At 54.4% G+C, this 19,377-nt stretch carries 14 protein-coding genes and 1 pseudogene; 8 read left to right on the top strand and 7 right to left on the bottom strand.

From position 1 onward, the window contains the following. The first annotated feature begins 97 nt into the window (after window positions 1–97). Complete coding sequence (locus AC6I8C_RS20130) at window positions 98–487, top strand: DUF1090 domain-containing protein (RefSeq protein WP_497823575.1); 390 nt, start codon at window positions 98–100, stop codon at window positions 485–487. Window positions 488–952: 465 nt separating this feature from the next. Further along, a complete protein-coding gene (locus tag AC6I8C_RS20125) occupies window positions 953–2,227 on the top strand; it encodes a Glu/Leu/Phe/Val family dehydrogenase (protein WP_497823574.1) in 1,275 nt (424 codons plus the stop codon). 37 nt (window positions 2,228–2,264) lie between these two features. Here the strand turns inward: AC6I8C_RS20125 and AC6I8C_RS20120 are convergent, their stop codons facing one another. Then, window positions 2,265–3,434 carry an ROK family transcriptional regulator gene (locus AC6I8C_RS20120; RefSeq protein WP_497823573.1) on the bottom strand — a complete coding sequence of 390 codons (1,170 nt, stop codon included), beginning with the start codon at window positions 3,432–3,434 and terminating at the stop codon, window positions 2,265–2,267. Between the two features lie 308 nt (window positions 3,435–3,742). Here AC6I8C_RS20120 and AC6I8C_RS20115 point away from each other — a divergent pair, with 308 nt between their 5' ends. The 5 genes and pseudogenes from AC6I8C_RS20115 to AC6I8C_RS20095 all read left to right on the top strand — a co-directional run bounded on the left by AC6I8C_RS20115 (window position 3,743) and on the right by AC6I8C_RS20095 (window position 8,774). Beyond that, on the top strand, window positions 3,743–4,990 hold the full coding sequence (locus AC6I8C_RS20115) for an extracellular solute-binding protein (RefSeq protein WP_497823572.1): 1,248 nt from the start codon (window positions 3,743–3,745) through the stop codon (window positions 4,988–4,990). A gap of 9 nt (window positions 4,991–4,999) precedes the next feature. Then, window positions 5,000–5,907 (top strand): annotated as a pseudogene (locus AC6I8C_RS20110) (carbohydrate ABC transporter permease). Then, entirely contained in the window at window positions 5,897–6,736 is an 840-nt protein-coding gene (locus AC6I8C_RS20105; RefSeq protein ID WP_147788853.1) for a carbohydrate ABC transporter permease, read from the top strand. The pseudogene AC6I8C_RS20110 and the gene AC6I8C_RS20105 overlap by 11 nt, the downstream one beginning before the upstream one ends. Window positions 6,737–6,741: 5 nt before the next feature. Next, on the top strand, window positions 6,742–7,689 hold the full coding sequence (locus tag AC6I8C_RS20100) for a carbohydrate kinase family protein (protein ID WP_497823571.1): 948 nt from the start codon (window positions 6,742–6,744) through the stop codon (window positions 7,687–7,689). Between the two features lie 2 nt (window positions 7,690–7,691). Next, on the top strand, window positions 7,692–8,774 hold the full coding sequence (locus tag AC6I8C_RS20095) for an ABC transporter ATP-binding protein (protein ID WP_497823570.1): 1,083 nt from the start codon (window positions 7,692–7,694) through the stop codon (window positions 8,772–8,774). Window positions 8,775–8,845: 71 nt separating this feature from the next. Here the strand turns inward: AC6I8C_RS20095 and AC6I8C_RS20090 are convergent, their stop codons facing one another. Then, a complete protein-coding gene (locus AC6I8C_RS20090) occupies window positions 8,846–10,786 on the bottom strand; it encodes a methyl-accepting chemotaxis protein (protein WP_497823569.1) in 1,941 nt (646 codons plus the stop codon). A gap of 521 nt (window positions 10,787–11,307) precedes the next feature. On the opposite strand from AC6I8C_RS20090, the gene AC6I8C_RS20085 reads away from it, so the two are divergent. After that, window positions 11,308–12,435 (top strand): Fic family protein, encoded by a 1,128-nt coding sequence (locus tag AC6I8C_RS20085; protein ID WP_497823568.1) that lies wholly within the window; start codon window positions 11,308–11,310, stop codon window positions 12,433–12,435. Window positions 12,436–12,493: 58 nt separating this feature from the next. Here the strand turns inward: AC6I8C_RS20085 and AC6I8C_RS20080 are convergent, their stop codons facing one another. From AC6I8C_RS20080 to AC6I8C_RS20060, 5 genes are all read right to left on the bottom strand, one after another. Continuing rightward, complete coding sequence (locus AC6I8C_RS20080; RefSeq protein ID WP_497823567.1) at window positions 12,494–13,888, bottom strand: glycoside hydrolase family 1 protein; 1,395 nt, start codon at window positions 13,886–13,888, stop codon at window positions 12,494–12,496. Between the two features lie 12 nt (window positions 13,889–13,900). Continuing rightward, window positions 13,901–15,760 (bottom strand): PTS beta-glucoside transporter subunit IIABC, encoded by a 1,860-nt coding sequence (bglF, locus tag AC6I8C_RS20075; protein WP_497823566.1) that lies wholly within the window; start codon window positions 15,758–15,760, stop codon window positions 13,901–13,903. Window positions 15,761–15,898: 138 nt separating this feature from the next. Further along, window positions 15,899–16,729, bottom strand: a complete 831-nt coding sequence (gene licT / locus AC6I8C_RS20070) for a BglG family transcription antiterminator LicT (RefSeq protein WP_497823565.1) — start codon at window positions 16,727–16,729, stop codon at window positions 15,899–15,901. A gap of 163 nt (window positions 16,730–16,892) precedes the next feature. Further along, the gene (locus AC6I8C_RS20065; RefSeq protein ID WP_497823759.1) at window positions 16,893–18,224 is read right to left on the bottom strand and encodes a carbohydrate porin; all 1,332 of its coding nucleotides are present in this window, start codon (window positions 18,222–18,224) and stop codon (window positions 16,893–16,895) included. Between the two features lie 721 nt (window positions 18,225–18,945). Continuing rightward, window positions 18,946–19,287, bottom strand: a complete 342-nt coding sequence (locus tag AC6I8C_RS20060; protein ID WP_497823564.1) for a YebG family protein — start codon at window positions 19,285–19,287, stop codon at window positions 18,946–18,948. Between the last annotated feature and the right edge of the window lie 90 nt (window positions 19,288–19,377).

Below are 19,377 nucleotides of genomic sequence, written 5' to 3'. Positions count from 1 at the left end.
CCGCTTTTCCGCGCCAGTAAATAATTTTTTCCGTTAAGAATCTCTTAAGGTGGCTACGTATACTGGTGCCTCAACCTGACTCATTGACGAGACTACGATGAAAAAGACTTTACTGACCCTCAGCCTTTTCCTGTTGCCACTGACTTTCACCGCTGCGCATGCAGCATCTAATCTGACCGGTTGTGCCGCCAAAAAGCAGGAGATTGAGACCCAGATTTCCTTCGCCCGCCAGCACAATAATACCCATCAGGTTGCCGGCCTTGAAAAAGCGCTGCGCGAAGTGGATCAGAACTGCACTGAAGGGAGCCTGTTAAAGCAGCGCCAGGAAAAAGTGGCAGAGAAAAAGTTTAAGGTGCAGGAGCGTGAACAGGAGCTGGCAAAAGCGAAAGCGGAAGGACGCAGTGCCAGCAAGATTCAGAAGCGCGAAGATAAGCTGCAAGAAGCGCGTGAAGAGCTGAAAGAAGCCGAACAGGCTTTGCATCAATAAATCTTCCGGGCCAGCCTTTCAGCGCTGGCCCGCTATTTCTCCTTCCCCGCTCTCAGCAATCTTATTTATCCTAACCAGATGATTAGACTGCTTATTTCCTGCTCAATCCATTACTTAAGGTAATCCTTTGATTACTTATTCTCATGCACTTAATTGGTGCACCAAAGTCAATGAAATTAAGATCAATTATTTAACTTTTTGAACGCCCTCAAAGAATTGAAAGATAGCGAGATCCTCCCTTATATGCAGTCCGTACGCACCTGGAGCGCATTATTATTCGTCTTTAATGGGCATCTCTCAAAATCTATTCACTGAATACGCCCCAAAAGGGGGCGAGAATGCACTTTTACAGGGCAGGCACCCCATCTTATTTGTTTCAGAAGTGTTAGATTATGTCCGCGCCATACAATGCGCTCACCATCCACGGCTCCACACAATAAATAACTTCATTAAGAAAGGTTTTTTATGGATAAGTTATCTTATGCGTCTGAAAGCAGCACATCTGCCTGGTCCACCTACTTACAGCAAATTGACCGGGTTGCGCCCTATCTGGGCGACCTTTCACGTTGGATAGATACTTTGCGGCATCCAAAACGTGCGCTGATTGTCGACATTCCTCTCCAGATGGATGACGGTTCGATTCGCCATTTCGAAGGCTATCGCGTTCAGCACAACCTTTCACGCGGTCCGGGTAAAGGCGGTATTCGCTATCATCCGGCTGTCGACCTGAATGAAGTCATGGCGCTTTCTGCGTGGATGACCATTAAATGTGCCGCGGTTAACCTGCCTTACGGTGGTGCTAAGGGCGGCATCCGGGTCGATCCCTTCAAACTCTCCGAGGGTGAACTTGAGCGGCTGACCCGTCGTTATACCAGCGAGATCGGCATCATCATTGGACCGCAAAAAGATATTCCGGCACCGGACGTCGGCACTAACAGTAAAGTGATGGCATGGATGATGGATACCTACTCCATGAACCACGGCACCACGATTACCGGCGTGGTGACCGGCAAACCGATTCACCTGGGCGGTTCACTGGGCCGCGAAAAAGCGACCGGTCGTGGAGTGTTTATTACCGGCCGTGAAGTGGCCCGTCGTTCAGGTATTGAAATCGAAGGCGCCCGTGTGGCGGTACAGGGCTTCGGTAACGTCGGCAGCGAAGCAGCACGCCTGTTTGATGAGGCGGGCGCGCGCGTGGTGGTGATTCAGGACCACACGGCGACGATTTATAATTCAGATGGCATTGATATGGCCGCGCTGAGCGAATGGCAGATCGCCCACAAGCAGATTGCCGGTTTCCCGGGCGCGCAGAGCATTGATAAAGAGGCGTTCTGGACCACTGAGATGGATATCCTGATCCCGGCCGCGCTGGAAGGTCAGATTACCCGCGAGCGCGCAGAGATCCTGAGCTGCAAAATCGTGCTGGAAGGCGCAAACGGCCCGACTTATCCGGATGCCGATGACATGCTGGCAACGCGCGGCATTATCGTGGTGCCGGACGTGGTCTGTAATGCCGGCGGCGTGACCGTCAGCTACTTCGAATGGGTTCAGGACATGGCCAGCTTCTTCTGGAGTGAAGATGAGATCAATCGTCGCTCCGATAAGATTATGACCGAAGCGATGGTTCATATCTGGGAGAAGTCAAAAGAGAAGGATTGCTCGCTGCGCACTGCGGCGTATATCGTGGCGTGTGAGCGGATCCTGATGGCGCGTAAAGATCGCGGTATCTATCCGGGTTAATCCTTACGGCGCTGTTGTCTGCAACAGCGCCGTTTTTCTACTTCATCAGCACCTGAAACTGCGGATTAAATTCATCAAAGATCGGTAACGCGGCGGCCCCCAGCGCAGCGGTATCGCTGCCAGTCATGCCCGTCTTCAATCGCATATCTAACAGGTAACGTCCACGCACCGACTGATAAAGCGGCGGCAGGCGCGCGACCATCTGATCCAGCAACGGCGCAGGCATCATCCCGCCAATAATTACCGCCTCTGCATCAAACACTGACTCCAGAATATTGATTGCCTGGCGCAAGGGCGTTATCACGCTCTCAATCCAGGCGGTGAAACGCGCGGGTTCAATCTGCAGCAGACCTTCAGGCAGCGCCCGCATCGGATCGAGACCACAGAATTCATAGGCGGCCTGTAATGAGACATAACGTTCCAGGCAACCCTGATTACCGCAGTAGCAGTCACGCCCGCCCGGCTCCACCACAATGTGACCAATCTCTCCCGCATTATGCGCGTGACCGGTATAGATGTGGCCATCGGTGAAGATGCCGGCACCCAGACCGGTGCCGATATAGAGATAGATAAATGAGTTGAGATGGCGCGCCGTACCGTGAAAGCGTTCACCGATGGCGGCGACCGTGGCGTCGTTTTCCAGCGTTACCGGCAGCCCGCTGATAGCGGCCAGCTCAGCTTCAATATCCACCTGCTCCCAGCCATTGAGCGTGGTCGGTCCGACGGATGAAATGCCCTCCACGCCAAAAGGTCCCGGCATCACCACGCCGATCCCCAGTACTTTCTTCCACTGCGAGCCCAGAAAAGCGCGCATCTCCTCCAGCACGCCAGCAATGCACGCCAGGGTGGCAGCAGGCTGGGGCTTTTGCACCAGCACGAGGCGGCGGAAATGCACTTCACCGCTCAGATCGACCAGCACCAGCAAGAGCGTCTGGTGATCAAGATGAATGCCAATCGACCACGCACTGGTGGGATTGAGTGTGACCGGAATCGAAGGCTGACCGCGCCCGCTGCGGCGCGGCTGACAGCTGGTCAGCAGTCCGGCCTCCTCCAGTTCCGCCACGATATTCGAGACGGTCTGCGGCGTCAGCGCCGTCATGCGGGCCAGTTCGGCACGGGTCAGTTCACCGTGCAGACGAATGGCTTCAATCACCACACGCCGGTTGTGCGCCCGCGCATGTTCAAGGTTGGTACCCGAGGTTTTCATGTTGTTTTCCATTTCAGCGGGACCCGACAGTATTGGTCTCCGAAAGCATTCGGGCAAACAATATCTTTGATGCTGCACGCAATTCTCGCGCATCAGGATAGGCAATTTTGCCATAAAAGCGCAGTCTGAGTTTCAGCGTTGTTACGGCTTTGTTGCAATGTCCTCCGGCACTGTGGCACGCCGTTTGCTTAGATTCAGACAGGTCAGTTCACCCACTGACCAGAATTACGCCCCTAATTAAATCAATCAAATTGATTTAATTAACCGACAGCCTGTTGCTGCCCTGTTGCTACCTAGTGGAGAAGACCATGTCACAGCGTTATACCCCTCAACTGAAAGCCGGTTTTGCCGCTTTACTGATGTTAAGCGCAGGCAGCGCGGCGGCAGCCAGCCAGATTAATGCCCTGTTTATGACCCAGGCGGCCTATAGCGAGAATGACATTCGCGCGATGACGCAGAATTTCCAGAAGCAGCATCCGGATGTCACCGTCAATCTGGAGTTTGTTCCCTATGAAGCGCTGCACGATAAGATTGTGGCGGCGCGTGGCGCAGGCGGCAATGGCTATGATGTGGTGCTGTTCGACGCCATCTGGCCAACGGAATTTACCCGCTTCGATCTGTTGCAGGATGTCAGCGCGCGCATTACGCCAGAGGAGAAAGAGAAGGTTTTTCCGGGCGCGATGAACACCGTGATTTATAAGGGTAAAACGCTGGGGATGCCGTGGATCCTTGATACCAAATACCTTTACTACAACAAAGCAATGCTGGCGAAAGCGGGCATAACCACCCCGCCGCAGACCTGGCAGCAGGTGCTGGATGACGCGAAAATCATCAAAGAGAAAAAGATTGTGACTTACCCGCTGGTCTGGAGCTGGTCCCAGGCGGAAGCGCTGGTGTGTGACTACACCACGCTGGTATCAGGCCTGGGTGGGCAGTTCTATCAGAATGGCAAGCTCGACTTCTCCAGCCCGGCTTCACTCAAGGCGCTGAACCTGATGAAAAGCTCGCTCGACGATGGCCTGAGTAACCCGGCTTCCCGTGAATATCTGGAAGAGGACGTGCGCAAATCGTTTTCGAATGGCGATGCGGCGTTCGCGCTCAACTGGACCTACATGTACAACATGGCAAACGACCCTAAGCAGAGCAAAGTAGCCGGTGATGTTGGTATCATGCCTGCGCCGGGTGATGTGCCAGGAAAAGTGGGTGCGGTGAATGGTTCGATGGGTCTGGGGATCACCAAAGGCAGCACGCATGCTAACGAAGCGTGGCAGTATATTCAGTACATGACTTCACAGCCGGTGCAAAACCAGTATGCGAAGCTCAGCCTGCCGATCTGGAAATCCTCTTATCAGGACGAGGCGGTGAAAAAGGATCAGGAGAGCCTGATTGCCGCAGCGGACAAATCGCTAAACGTGATGCTGTCACGTCCTGAAACCGCCGACTATTCCCGCCTGTCGAACCAGCTGCAGCAGCAGTTACAGCAGGTCTTGCTGGGTAAAATCCCGGCGCAGGACGCGATGGCGACGGTGGACAAAAGCGCCGCCCGGCTGCGTTAAGGAGTCATGATGCTGAGTCTGCGTCAACGCGAACAGCGTCAGGCATGGGTGCTGCTGGCACCCATGCTGCTGGTGATGCTGCTGTTAACCGCCTGGCCTCTGCTGCGCACCATCTGGCTCAGCTTTACCGATGCTGCGCTGATTGGCAGCGGTGAAACGCCTGCCTGGATTGGGCTGGAAAACTACCTCTATGCGCTGAGCGATCCCGATTTTCGGGCATCTATCTGGCGCACCCTCTACTTCACGCTGGTGTCTGTCACTTTTGAAGGCGTCATTGGCGTGCTGGTGGCGCTGCTGCTGAATCAGAAATTCGTAGGGCGCAACGTGCTGCGGGTGCTGGTGATTCTGCCGTGGGCGCTGCCGACCATCGTCAACGCCATGATGTGGCGGCTCAACTTTAATCCCGATTACGGCAGCATCAACGCCCTGCTTAGCCAGCTCGGCATTATTGATGGCTATCGCAGCTGGCTGGGCTCGCCGGACGCGGCGCTCAATGCGGTGATGTTTGCAGATATCTGGAAAAACTATCCGCTGGTTACGCTGCTGGTGCTGGCAGCGCTGCAGTCGATCCCCGAAGATCTGTTTGAAGCAGCACGGCTGGATGGTGCGTCTGCCTGGCGGCGTTTCCGGGCGATTACCTTCCCGGCGATTGTCGCGCCGCTGGGCGTCGCGCTGGTGTTACGTACCATCGATGCCTTAAGATCTTTGACATTGTCTACGTGATGACGCGCGGCGGGCCGGTGGACAGTACCAAAACCCTGAGCTTTTTTGTCTATCAGGAGTCCTTCAGCTACCTGCGTGCCGGCAGCGGTGCCGCTTACGCGATCCTGATGACCCTGATGTGCGCTCTGCTAATCACGCTTTACCTGCTGATGTTATGGCATCAGCGCCGCAGGAGTTCCGCTTATGAAAACTAAACTGCGCCGGGTGCTGCGTTACGGCGCGGCGCTGCTGGTCGCTATCAGCATTCTGGCCCCGATGGGCTGGCTGTTTCTGATGAGCGTCAGCTCCGCCAGCGATCTCTCCCGCGTGCCACTGGAATGGCTGCCACGTCAGTGGGATTTCAGTCGCTATCAGGGACTGGTTTCGCTGGCACCCAACCAGCCGGGCAACATTTTCCTGCATGCGCTGGGCAACAGTGTGCTGGTGGCGACGGTTGCCACGGCGATCTCGCTGCTGCTGGCGATACCGGCCGCCTTCAGCTTCTCACGCTACAGCGGTCGCGATGCCTGGCTTTCCGGCGCACTGGCGATCTACATGGTGCCGCCGGTGGCGTTTGTGCTGCCGCTCTACTTTCTGCTGCAACAGCTTGGGCTCCTCAACACCCGTCCCGGTCTGGTGATGGTCTACTGCTCGCTGATCCTGCCGTTCCTGACCTGGATGCTGAAGAATCAGTTTGACTCGCTGCCGCGCGATATCGAACAGGCGGCACGGCTGGATGGCCTGCGCTTCTGGCAGGTTCTGCTGCGTATCACGCTGCCGCTGGCGAAGCCGGTACTGGGCGCGGCTGCCCTGTTTGGCTGGCTGCTTGCCTGGGATGAGTTTTTCTATGCGCTGCTGTTCACCAGCAATATTTCGGCACAGACCCTGCCGGTCGCGATTGCCGGCTTTACCGCCGGACGCGCCACCGATGACGGGCTGATCGCAGCGATTGGCATTCTGGCATCGGTGCCGCCTCTGTTTATTGCCATCTGGTTGCAGAAGACGCTGGTCAGCGGTCTTACCAGCGGTGGGAGTAAGGGATGAGATCCATGGATAACAGCACTGCGTCCACACTCTATGTGGTGGGCAATATCAATGTCGATTTAATCATGAGTACGCTCAGCGACTGGCCGAAACGCGGCACAGAAGTGATGCTACAGCACAGCGAGCTACGTCCAGGCGGGTCTGCGGGTAACTGTGCGCTGGCGCTGGAGGCGATGCAGGTGCCACATCGGGCCATCGCTAATCAGGGCGACGATGGCTTCAGCCACTGGCTCGCCAGTCACTTTCCCCTCAGCGCCGCACACTGGCCGCGCTACGCCTGTGAGACCTCGCTGACGGTGGGCGTAACCCATCCCGATAACGAACGATCGTTTCTGAGCAATCACGGCCATATTACCGTGCTGACCGCGGACGATGTGCTGGCTCAGCTGCCGCTGCAGGCGACGCCGGGCGACATCGTGCTGCTGTGCGGCACTTTTCTCTGTCTTGAACTCTATGACCACTATCCGGCGCTACTGGCCGAGCTACAAAAGCGTGGCTTCAGTGTGGCCGTGGATACCGGCTGGCCGCCTGCGGGCTGGAGCGATGGCCTTCGTCGGGAGATGGGCGGATGGCTGGCGGACTGTGACTGGCTACTGCTGAATGAGGTTGAAGCGCTGGGTTTAGCAGCCGCGGATCTGCTGGATCAAAGCGGTAAACAGCTGGCCGCCCGTCTCAGTGGTCGCGGCGGCTGTGTGATCAAGTGTGGCGCAGAGGGCGCACGTCTCTGGTCTGCCGCCTCGGTGCAGTTTGCTGCCGCCCAGCCGGTAACGGTGGTGGATACCATCGGTGCCGGTGACAGTTTCAACGCTGGTTTTCTGGCTGCACTGCTCTACCGCCAGTCATCGCTCACCGCGCTGCGCTGGGGCATTGAAGTGGCCTCACAGGCGATAAGCAGCTCTCCGCGTCGCTATCCCAGCTGGCAACAACTCCAATTAACCAATGAGGTGCGCTGACCATGGCCAGTGTTGAACTTGTACAGGTGGCGAAGCGCTACGGAAAACAGAGCGTGCTGCATCCGCTTGATTTAACCATTCCCGACGGCAGTTTTACCGTGCTGGTCGGTCCCTCCGGCTGCGGCAAGTCTACCCTCCTGCGGCTACTCGCCGGTCTGGACAGCGTCTCTGACGGGGCGATTATGCTGGATAAAAAGCAGATCAACGACCTCGATCCCGCCGACCGGGATATCGCGATGGTGTTTCAGAGCTATGCGCTTTATCCGCATCTGACCGTTGCCGAAAATCTGGCGTTTCACATGCAGGTGAAAAAGGTGAAGCGTGAGGAGCAGAAAAGCAAAATTGCCCGTATCGCGGCTATTCTGGGTATCGATCAGTTGCTGCAGCGTTATCCACGGGCGTTGTCGGGTGGACAGCGGCAGCGCGTGGCGATGGGCCGGGCGATGGTGCGCAATCCGCAGGTATTCCTGTTCGATGAGCCGCTCTCTAACCTGGATGCGCAGTTACGCATGGAGCTGCGTGCCGAGATTAAGTCCCTGCATCAGCGTTTCAAAACCACGATGGTTTATGTCACACACGATCAGGTCGAGGCGATGACGCTGGCGGATCAGATTGTGGTAATGAAAGATGGGGTCATTGTGCAACAGGGTGCGCCGCTGGCGATTTACGACCGGCCGGTTAACACCTTTGTGGCGCGGTTTATCGGTTCACCGCCGATGAATCTGCTGGATGCGCGTTTCCAGCCTCGCGATGGTCTGCCCGGCGTCTGTTGTGGCGAGCAGTGGCTGCCGTTGCCCGGTCGCTGGCACCACGCCGCGCGGCAGCAGGCCGATCAGCCGGTGACGCTGGGTGTACGACCCCACGATCTGATTTTTGATGCCAGCGGGCAACCGGCGACGGTGAACATTGTGGAGATTACCGGCGAGTCGACACTATTACATCTGAACTGGCAGGGTTTCCCGCTGCATATGCAGCTGACTGGTCGGAGCGATGCCGTGCCGGGCGGCACGCTGCCGGTGACCGTGAATCCGGATAAGATGCACCTGTTCGATGCCAGCAGCGGTGTGCGGCTGACGGAACAATGATAAAAAAACCCGCCGCTGGCGGGTTTTTTAGTCTGTGAAGCAGATATGGGCTCAGGGAGCATACGTCCGCTTTACGCCAGATGAAACTGCTCCACCGTCTGTGATAGCTGCTGCGCCTGGTCTTCCAGCGAACTGGCGGCCGCCGACATCTGCTGCACCAGCGCGGCGTTCTGCTGGGTGACGCCATCCATTTCATTGACCGCAATCGTTACCTGGCTGATGCCGCGCGCCTGTTCGCTTGACGCTGTGACGATCTCACCGATAATCCCCTGTACCGAATTCACCGCCTGCATCATCTCCTGCATGGTCTTACCGGCATCGTTTACCAGCCGGACGCCGCTCTCAACACGTACGCTCGACTCTTCAATCAGTGCGCCGATCTCTTTCACTGCATTAGCACTGCGCTGGGCCAGATTTCGCACTTCCGAAGCGACCACCGCAAAACCGCGACCCTGCTCACCGGCGCGTGCTGCTTCTACCGCCGCGTTGAGCGCCAGAATATTGGTCTGGAAGGCAATGCTATTGATCATCGTGGTAATGTCGCCAATCTTTTTCGAGCTATCATCGATCTGCGCCATGGTCTGCACCACCTCGCCCACCAGCGAGGCACCGCGACTGGCAATGTGCGTCGCGTTTTCAGTCAGGCTGGTCGCCTGCTGCGCATTGTCGGCATTCAGGCGGATCGTGGCGCTGATCTGCTCCATGCTGGCTGCGGTCTGCTCCAGCGCGGCGGCCTGTTCTTCAGTGCGTGACGCCAGATTTAGGTTGCCGCTGGCAATTTCCCCCGCGCCCTGTCGTACAGATTCACTGGAATCTTTAATCTGCCCGACAATCTGACGGAGCTGGCTTTGCATAGTATGAAGCGCAAAGAAGAGGCTGCTGCGATCGCCGTTTTTCACTGCAATCGCGTTATCCAGCTTGCCATCCGCGACGGCTAGCGCAATATTTGCCGCTTCAATCGGCTCGCCGCCAATCGGACGCAGCACCTTGCGGCTGAACAGCATGCCCAGTACGGTGCCGACCAGCAGAATACTGACCACCATCAGCAGCAGGGCCCACATCAGTTGCCGGTTGGCAGCAGCCATCACCTGACTGACCGGTGCGACGACGCCGAGATACCAGGGTTTATCGCTGTTACCAATTACCACCGGCTGCCAAGTGACTAAGGCATCTTCGCCCAGTACGGCATCAAAATGCTGTACGACTTTCGTCGTAAAACCATCGGTTTTACCGGTCCAGGGTTTGCCCGCTTCGTCTTTAACGGGCGATGAGACGACTTTGCCCCCATTAGAGAGCAACAACGCATAGCCGCTACCCTGCCACGGTTTGATCTGATTCACTTTCTGCTGCAATGAGGCCAGTGAAATGTCAGAGGTGACGATCGCTTTTAAGGTGCCCTGCTCGATAATCGCGGCAGCGACAGAGGTGAGCAAGGTCGGCACGCCGTTATAGGCATAGCTGTAAGGTTCGATCAGAGTGTCTTTTTTGGCTTTCTGAGGAACAAGGTAATAATCCCCTTCACCTGGCGTAAGGTAGGAGAGCAGCGGATGCATCACGTAGTTGCCTGAAGTATCGCGATCGACAAACCAGGCATAGCGACCCTGTGGGGCCTGACCCGGCTGTGTAGCGAACTCCGCATCGCGTCCATCAAATGCATTGGGTTCAAAAGTGACAGACATAGACAGATAGTCCGGGTTGTCGCGCAGCGCATACTCCATGACCTTATCAACCACTTTGCGATCGGTAATACCCGCGTGCGGCAAGGCGATTACGCTCTGTCCAAGATGACTGGCAACATCACGAGCATGACCCAGCTCCTGCTGCACCTGAAGCGCACGGCTCTGTGCTATCTGCTGCAGATAGTTTTCTGCGAGTACCTTTTGTTCTTTACCCGATTGCCAGCTGAGGACGCCGATAGTCACGGTAAATCCCAGCATGATTGTCAAACCACCCATGATCAGCATCTGCGCACGGGTACTCATTCTTTTCTTATGTGTTAACTGACTGGCCATAGTGATTCCCCTGGAATTTACCTGTTTCTTTCCCTCCTTGTGATTACGTTGCTCCTGAGATCATCTATCGGCGGCGTTTTTTTGAACTTTAGTCACCGTAATTCTGGCGGGCTGCCTGTCTGACTGTGAGTCATTCAGGGAAATTGATCGCAAAGAGGATATGGTGCTGCGTATGAAAAGGCTTTTTTTGATCTGCAACAATACTGCTGCCCGCCTTTACTGTCAGTTTATGTCAACAGTTGCTGTAGCCCCTTGTCACTGTGGAGAGAGATCAATGATCGGTAAATCAGGATTAGCCATTGGGATGGTTGTCTGGCTGGCGTATGTTGCCTGGATCGTTCACTATTATTCAGACACCTTTATGCAGTTCTCCCGCTAAGCAAACAGGACCTTCGGGTCCTTTTTTTTGTCCTTAATTCCTTACGGTTGGCCTGTGAGCCGGATATTCGCTATTATCGACTCATTCTGTGAGCCGAATAGCAAACTCTATTCGGCTCATTTCCTCTTACTGTGAGCCCACTATGAGCGTTTACTGGATCTGGCAGCAGCCGGACTGGCCCGATTTTCAATGGCAGGATGCCGTTCTGCTACCGCGCCTGCGCCATCTGCAGCAGCAGCGCGGGTTGCTGCTGGGGCGAGCCAGCCTGCAGTCAGACAGTGATTCGCAGACGCTGGATACTCTGCTGAGTAATATCCTTTCCTCTTCCGCGATTGAAGAGGAACGGGTAAACGTGCAGTCAGTACGCTCATCGCTGGCGCGCCGGTTAGGCGTCACGGAAGAACAGCCTTATCCGGTCTCCGATCGCTCAGAAGGGCTGGCCGCCATGATGCTGGATGCCATCAACAATCGCAGTCAGCCACTGACGCCTGACCGATTATTTCAGTGGCATCACTGGCTCTTCCCGGCAGATGAATGGACGGTGCAGCGCCTGAGCGTCGGGACGCTGCGCGGCAGTGAGCCGATGCAGGTGATCTCAGGCCGCATCGATCGCCCTACGGTGCATTTTGAGGCTCCGCCGCGACACGGGCTGGAGCCTCAGCTGACACAGTTTATTGAGTGGTTCAACAGCAGTCAGCATGACGTGATGCTGGACCCGCTGCTGCGCGCCGCCATCTGCCATCTCTGGTTTGTCACCCTGCACCCATTTGATGACGGTAATGGGCGTATCACGCGTGCGTTAACCGATCTGGCACTGGCGCAGGCCGACAGCCAGAGCATCCGCCTGTATGCCATGTCGCCCGCCATTCTGGCGCAGCGTGCCGGTTATTACCGCATCCTTGAGCAGACGCAGAAAGGCGGCCTTGATATTACAGACTGGCTGGTGTGGTTTCTTGATATCCTGGATGAGAGCCTGAAGCAGGCGATGAACATCATCGATCGCACCCAAATGAAAGCGCGTTTCTGGCTGCGTCATCAGGGGATGGGATTGAGCGCGGAACAGGTAAAAGTACTGAACCGGCTGCTTGACGGCGGTGAGCAGGGTTTTGAACTGGGGATCAGCGCCAGCCAGTATCAGAAGGTGGCAAAAGTGAGTAAAGCGACCGCGACCCGTCATCTGGCGGATCTGGTAGAGAAAGGCTGTCTCTACCGGCTGGAGGGTGGCGGACGAAGCACGCGCTATCAGGTTGATACCCGCGAGACGGACTGATCGGGATTAGAATAGGAGGTACATCGCAACAGCCGCGATGTACCACTGAGCGCGGCAATTACTCTTTGAGTGAGGCCCCGTTTGTCGCAATAACCTCTTTATACCAGTGGAAGCTTTTCTTATGGCTGCGCGCCAGCGAACCTTCCCCGTTGTCATCGCGGTCTACATAAATAAAACCGTAGCGTTTAGACAGTTCCGCTTTAGATGCGCTCACAAGATCGATCGGCCCCCAGCTGGTATACCCCATGACGTCAACACCATCTTCAATCGCTTCACGCACCTGCACCAGATGATCGTTGAGATAGCTGATGCGGTAGTCATCCTGCACGACGCCGGTGGCATCAGGAATGTCTTTGGCACCCAGTCCGTTCTCAACGATGAACAGCGGCTTTTGATAACGATCCCACAATAGATTAAGCAAGGTACGCAACCCGACCGGATCAATCTGCCAGCCCCATTCAGAGCTGTGAAGATGGGGATTAGGCACCATGCTCAGAATGTTACCGCGCATCTTCTCATTCAGCGCCTCATCGGCGGTAACACAGCCGGACATGTAGTAGCTGAACGAGATAAAATCGACGGTCGATTTAAGTTTCTGGCGATCGGCATCCGTAATATCCAGCAGAATGTTGTTGTCGCGGAAGAAGCGCAACATATAGCCCGGATAAGCTCCCCGGCACTGCACATCGCCAAAAAATTGCCATTTTCGGTTCTCCTGCAGCGCTTCCAGCACATCGTCGGGTTTACAGCTTAGCGGGTAGACCAAACCACCCAGCAGCATATTGCCGATGCTGGCATCAGGGTTGATCTCGTGACAGGCTTTAACCGCCAGCGCACTGGCGACCAGTTGATGGTGAATCGCCTGATAAATTTCGCCCAGGCTGCTGGTTTCCGGCAGACCCACGCCGGTCATCGGCGCATGCAGAGACATGTTAATTTCGTTAAATGTCAGCCAGAGCCTGACTTTCTTCTGATAACGGTCAAACACCGTGCGGGCGTAATGTTCAAAGAATCCGATTACCTGACGGTTGCGCCAGCCACCATACTGCTTAACCAGATTCCAGGGCATTTCATAATGTGACAGGGTCACGAGTGGAGTGATGTTATGCGCTGCCAGTTCATCGAATAAGCGGTCATAAAAGGCCAGCCCAGCCTCGTTGGGTTGCTGCTCGTCACCGTTCGGGAAAATACGCGTCCAGGCAATGGAAACCCGCAGACAGCTGAAGCCCATCTCTGCAAACAGCCTGATATCGTCCGGGTAGCGGTGGTAAAAATCGATCGCCACATCTTTAAGGCTCTGGCTCCCCGCAACGCGCTCCACGACCGGGCCAAAAATCCCCTTTGGCTGGACGTCAGAGGTGGAAAGGCCTTTGCCCTCTTCACGCCATGCGCCTTCAACCTGGTTAGCGGCAACAGCACCGCCCCATAAAAATGAATCCGGGAAAGTTTTCATCCTGTTCTCCTTTTATCGATGAATGATGCTGAGTAAAGGTGTTCCTGCAGTCGCAGTGTTTCCTGCGACTTTCATCACCTCACGATACTCATCGCTGTTAGTAATAATGATCGGGGTTGTCAGGTCATACCCGGCATCAAGAATGGCCTGACGATCGAACTCCAGCAGCAGATCGCCGGGCTTAAACTTATCGCCAGCCTGAACGTGTGCCTTGAAAGGTTTGCCGTCGAGCCGGACGGTATCGATACCCACATGGATCAGCAGTTCAATCCCGCTATGACTCAGCAAGCCGATGGCGTGCCGGGTCTGAAACAGGGAGGCAACCTCACCCGCGAAGGGCGCTATGACTTTGTTGTCGGAAGGAATGATAGCCACGCCCTGTCCCAGCAGGCCACTGGCGAAGGTCGCATCCGGTACCTGATCAAGCGCAAGTACGGTGCCGGTCATCGGTGAGAGTATGTCGTCTTCGCCAGGCATCACCGGGGTTACTGTGTCTGGCGTGCTGTTACGAGGCATACCTGCCACCAGCGTCATGCCACAGCTCAGAAGCAAAGCCAACAGCGAGCCGACAATTCCGCCCCATAATGTGGCATCGACACCGCCAGGCGGGATCATTTGAGCGATGGTAAAGATATTGGCGAAGCCAAAGGAATAAACGTGGGTGTTGCTGAAGCCGACAACGGCACCACCGATTGCGCCGGCTACGCAACCAAAGATAAAGGGGCGACGCAGAGGAAGATTAACACCATAGACAGCAGGTTCAGTGATACCAAAGATTCCCGCGGTCACGGATGACCCCGCCAGCACCTTTTGACGCGCATCACGGCTGCGCAGCAAAACGCCCAGCGCCGCGCCAATCTGGCCCATGACAGCAGGTAACAGCATAGGCAGCATCGAGTCATGCCCCAGAACGGCTAGATTGTTGATCATCAGTGGAACCAGTCCCCAGTGCAGACCAAAAATCACACAGACCTGCCACAGCGCGCCCATAGCCGCACCAGCCAGCCACGGAGCCAGCGCATAAATCCACTGGTAGCCGTTCGCCAGCAACTGGCTCAGCCACGTGGCCAGTGGACCAATCACCAGGAAAGTCAGCGGCACCGTGATGCTCAGACAGATCAATGGGGCAAAAAAGTTCTTCATGGAGGCGGGCAGCAGCCGGGTGCTCTGTTTTTCCAGCCAGCAACTCACCCACGCGGCGAGAATAATGGGTATAACCGACGCGCTGTAATTAAACCAGGTTACAGGAATACCGAGAAACGCCTCTGTCATGGCACCTGACTGCTGGCTGGCATTGAAAGCAGCAATCATCGTCGGATGGGTGAGTGCCCCGCCAATCACCATGGTGATAAAGGGATTACCGCCGAACTTTTTACCCGCGGTGTAGCCCAGCACCAGCGGAAAAAAGTAAAACAGGGCATCACTTGCCGCAAACCAGATTTTGTAGGTTCCGCTTTCAACAGACAGCCAGCCGCAAACCACGGCCAGCGCCAGCAAGCCTTTAAGAATACCGGAGGCGGCAAGAATCCCGATAAACGGCGTGAAAATGCCGGACACAACATCGATCAGGCGACTGAAAAGGTTACCTGACTTCTTATCTTCGGCTGATGCAGGGGCCTCATCCAAAAGTCCCGCTTCGGCACGGAAAGCCAGCCAGACATCATGAACATGGTTGCCAATCACCACCTGAAACTGCCCGCCGCTTTCGACAACCATAATGACGCCCGGATTTTTCTTTAATCCTTCGGCATCGGCTTTATGGTTATCTTTCAGTTTAAAACGAAGCCGGGTGGCACAATGCACCAGACTTACGATGTTCTTCCTGCCGCCAATATGGCCGAGGATATCCTGCGCCAGCGTGTGATATTCCATCTCGATTTCCTTAAACCGATGTCCATGGACATCCGTTGACTGAGCCAAAAATAAAAAAACCTGAGAACGGCCTCCTTTCAGAGGCCGCGCTCAGGTTTTGCCTGCATTAAGCAGTAACAATCCGGTTTACAGGGCTTATTACCCTTCTTTTCTCACCCGCTCGATATGAATGGCAAGAAACATGATCTCTTCTGCGGTCAGCTCACGCTGATAGCTTTGTTGCAAATGCTGCGCGATTTTCACCGCGCATTTCCAGGCTTTTGGATAGTTATCTTTTACTGCCGTATGCAACGACACATCGTCATCGTCGACTACGGTTCGCGTCAGCATCCGCTGTGCGAAAAACTTCAGATGGGTGACAAACCGCTGATAACTCAGTGACGATTCGTTATATTCCAGCCGCAACTGATACTTCACCAGTTGCAGAATCTCCTGCATTACCCGCGTGACATCCATGACTTCCGGCATTTCGTTATGGAGCTGTGCTGTTACCAGATGAAGCGCGATAAATCCGGCTTCATCCTCAGCCAGTTCGACATTCAGCCGACGGAAAATGAGTGCCCTGGCCTCCTGCCCCAGCTCGAACTCTTTGGGATAGAGACGTTTGATATCCCACAGCAACACATTTTTAATCGGCAGACCTTTTTTCTGTCTTTCAATGGCAAAGAAGCAGTGGTCGGTCAGCGTGATATACAGGCTCTCCTGCAGTTTCCCGAGACGCTGTATCGCAAGATCAATAATGCAGTTGCAGGTCGTCATCACTTCAGGCGGGATTTGATGTAACAACTCCTCCAGCCGACGGACCAGCAGATCACTTTGTGGTGCAAACACTTTCTCAATTTGCGCGTCATTGAGACTGTCACCGACGCGCTTCTGAAAGGCCAGCCCACGGCCCATCACGACCTGCTCGCGCCCCTGCTCATCCTGAACCATCACCACGTTATTATTCAGAATTTTGGCGATTTTCATCGGAACCCCAGAAACAAAAAAACCTGACATCCGGCAGAGGCCAGAAATCAGGTTTTGCCTGCCTAAGCAGTAACAATCCAGTCCCGGCACTCTATCAGTTCTCGTCGTGACCTCAATATGTCAGGGCAAAAAGCGTGACAGCGATCGAAATCCGCTTATTAACTTAAAAAGTGACCACCGTTTTAAGCTCAGTCACCCAGGCATCCTGCGTATGGGATATGCCCGCCGGATGATGCCAGTACTGAATCCCGGGTTGCAGTTCCAGCCAGGAAACGGGGCGGAAACGGTAATAGAACTCGCCGTTTAGCGAATGGCCGGGCACCGGATGATATGCCGTATCGTGGTAGTCCGAAACACCACCAATCGTATTCATATAGCGCTGATTTCGCGCGTACTGAGTGCTCATATCCGTCCAGGTCAGGCCAAAACCAATCCAGTCTTCCGGACGGGCGTCAAACAGTCCCCGATAGCGGAGTGAAGCGGCATAGACCGAATGCATGTAGTTAGTTCTCTGATCGGCCAGGCTCATACTGAATGAAGTACTTAACCCGCGACTGGCGTCATCCTGATGTCGCGTCAGTTGCTGATTAAGTCCGGAGTAAAGAAACCAGGTCCGGTTATGCTTCTCATAACCGCCGGGATCACTCGCTCCCGCGCCACCGGACCGGCCGCGATAGAGGTCAGTTTGCGGGGCATTGGTAAAAACTACCCCCAGGTTGTAGGCACCCGACAGGCCGTTAATGATCGGGCGGGCTTCGATTTCTACCGGCAGCAGGACACCTTTGCTGCGCCTGGTTGAGCCACTCCAGGCGTGATGACGGCTGGCAGCATCCGGGTTCTGCTCCATAACACCCCCTTTTAACGTCACAACAGGTGTAAACCGGTATTCGAGCGTGGTTCCCCACGTATGCACGTTCCAGTTGTTCCAGGTCAGTGAGTTAGCAGATTTTCCACCGCACTGAGAAAGCATCTGGAAATCACAGGGTATGATCTGATCGAAGGTCTGAACCTTGTTCATCATTCCGATACGCCATGTCATCCTGCGGTCATCGAAACTTCGGGCAAAAGTCAGCCAGCCCAGGCGGGTGATCGATTGCCCGCCCCAGCTCTCCTGCGTAAGATCGTTAACATTCATCCGCGGATCCTGCACGCGTCGGGTGGTCAGATCGTCGTTGTGATTACGATTAACGATATTCGCTTCGATACGTGCATCGGGAATATTTGTCCAGTGCGACAAATCCTGATTAAAGGTCAAAGCAAACTGATCGATATAAGCAACGTGTGAGGCATGATTGTAGCCACCGCCGCCATTCCAGCTAATTTCATTCAGATAACCCAGGTTATAAGCAAATCCATTATCGTTAAGCGATTTACGAAGGCCATACATATCTCCCAAAACAGGATCCGGTGGAGATTCAAACCCTAATACCGTTCCGCTCCATTCCTGCGCCGTCGACAAGGGAGACAAGGTCAATAATGAGAGTGCGCACAGCATGCTTTTATATTTCATCTTAGCAACCTGTTTTTGATTTTAATGATGTACGGTTCGCAGGAGAGCCCTGAACCTGCTGTCATCTACGTCATGCTTCCCTGGCCTGAACAGGCCGATTAATTATTGCCAGTCTTATTAATGACTTACTCCTTTTCGGAGTAAATTTAAGGCAAAAAAAAACCTAAGCACCCCACAGTGGTTAAGACTGTGGAACGCTTAGGTTTTGCCTGTTATCCAGTAACAACCCTTCGCTGAAAACGGCTCTACCCTAACACTGCTTTTTTAAATTGAATAGCACTGCCGGATTATTTAACTAAAAATGTGAGCCACTTAACAATTGATATCTCTCATTTCATATAGCTGGTGTCGATTAATAATCCAAATGAAGTAAGAAACCCACCAGGGAATGTTATATTAGTTTTCTTACTAATTCATTTAATTAAGATTGATGGTATTTCTCAGTAGAATTAAAATACTCACCCGGCGTCAAAAGCTTTGAAATGAATGATCCAAAATCCAGATTATTGAATTTTGATTAATGCTATAACGCTGAGTTTAAAAAATATAGCTGGCTGATTTGCGTGATTTACAGGGAGATTGCAGGCAGGCATTCAGCGCAAGGGAACGACAGGAGGATTTGTTTTGAATGACCTGACAAAAAGATCAGATGACTCGTCAATCAGAAACAGCAACGCCGGAAGGTTCGCTTCCGGCGTTGTGGCAGTTACGCAGCTTTAACGGCGCGTACTTTCTTCGCCGCTGGCTCTTCCGCCTGGTCATCCGCATCCTCTTCTGCCACGGCTTCAGGCTTCGTCGCAACTGCGGCCACGTCCGGCAGTTTACTGGTGCGCAGAATATGCTGCACCGCATCTTTCTGCTCGGCAATCAGCAGGCCAAGCGTTTCTGCCTGAGATTCGTCCAGTGCCGGTTGATGCTGTAACAGCCAGTCAGTGAAGGCTTCGGCCATATCGAGCATTTTGTCGTAGGCATCGGCCTCTTTCTTATTGGCAAACGTCATCTTCTCTTCACCCTTTCTGACTACAACAAATTTTGTTTCAACAGCCATCTTTTCGCCCTCAGGTACTGTGTATGCATACAGTATATCATGCCGGTTATGCTTTGACAGCAGAGAATAGAGTTTATCGGTTATGCACGA

It is taken from the genome of Pantoea sp. X-Soil-YNGN-844, assembly GCF_059730595.1.
This window is presented reverse-complemented; position numbering and strand designations above follow the sequence as displayed.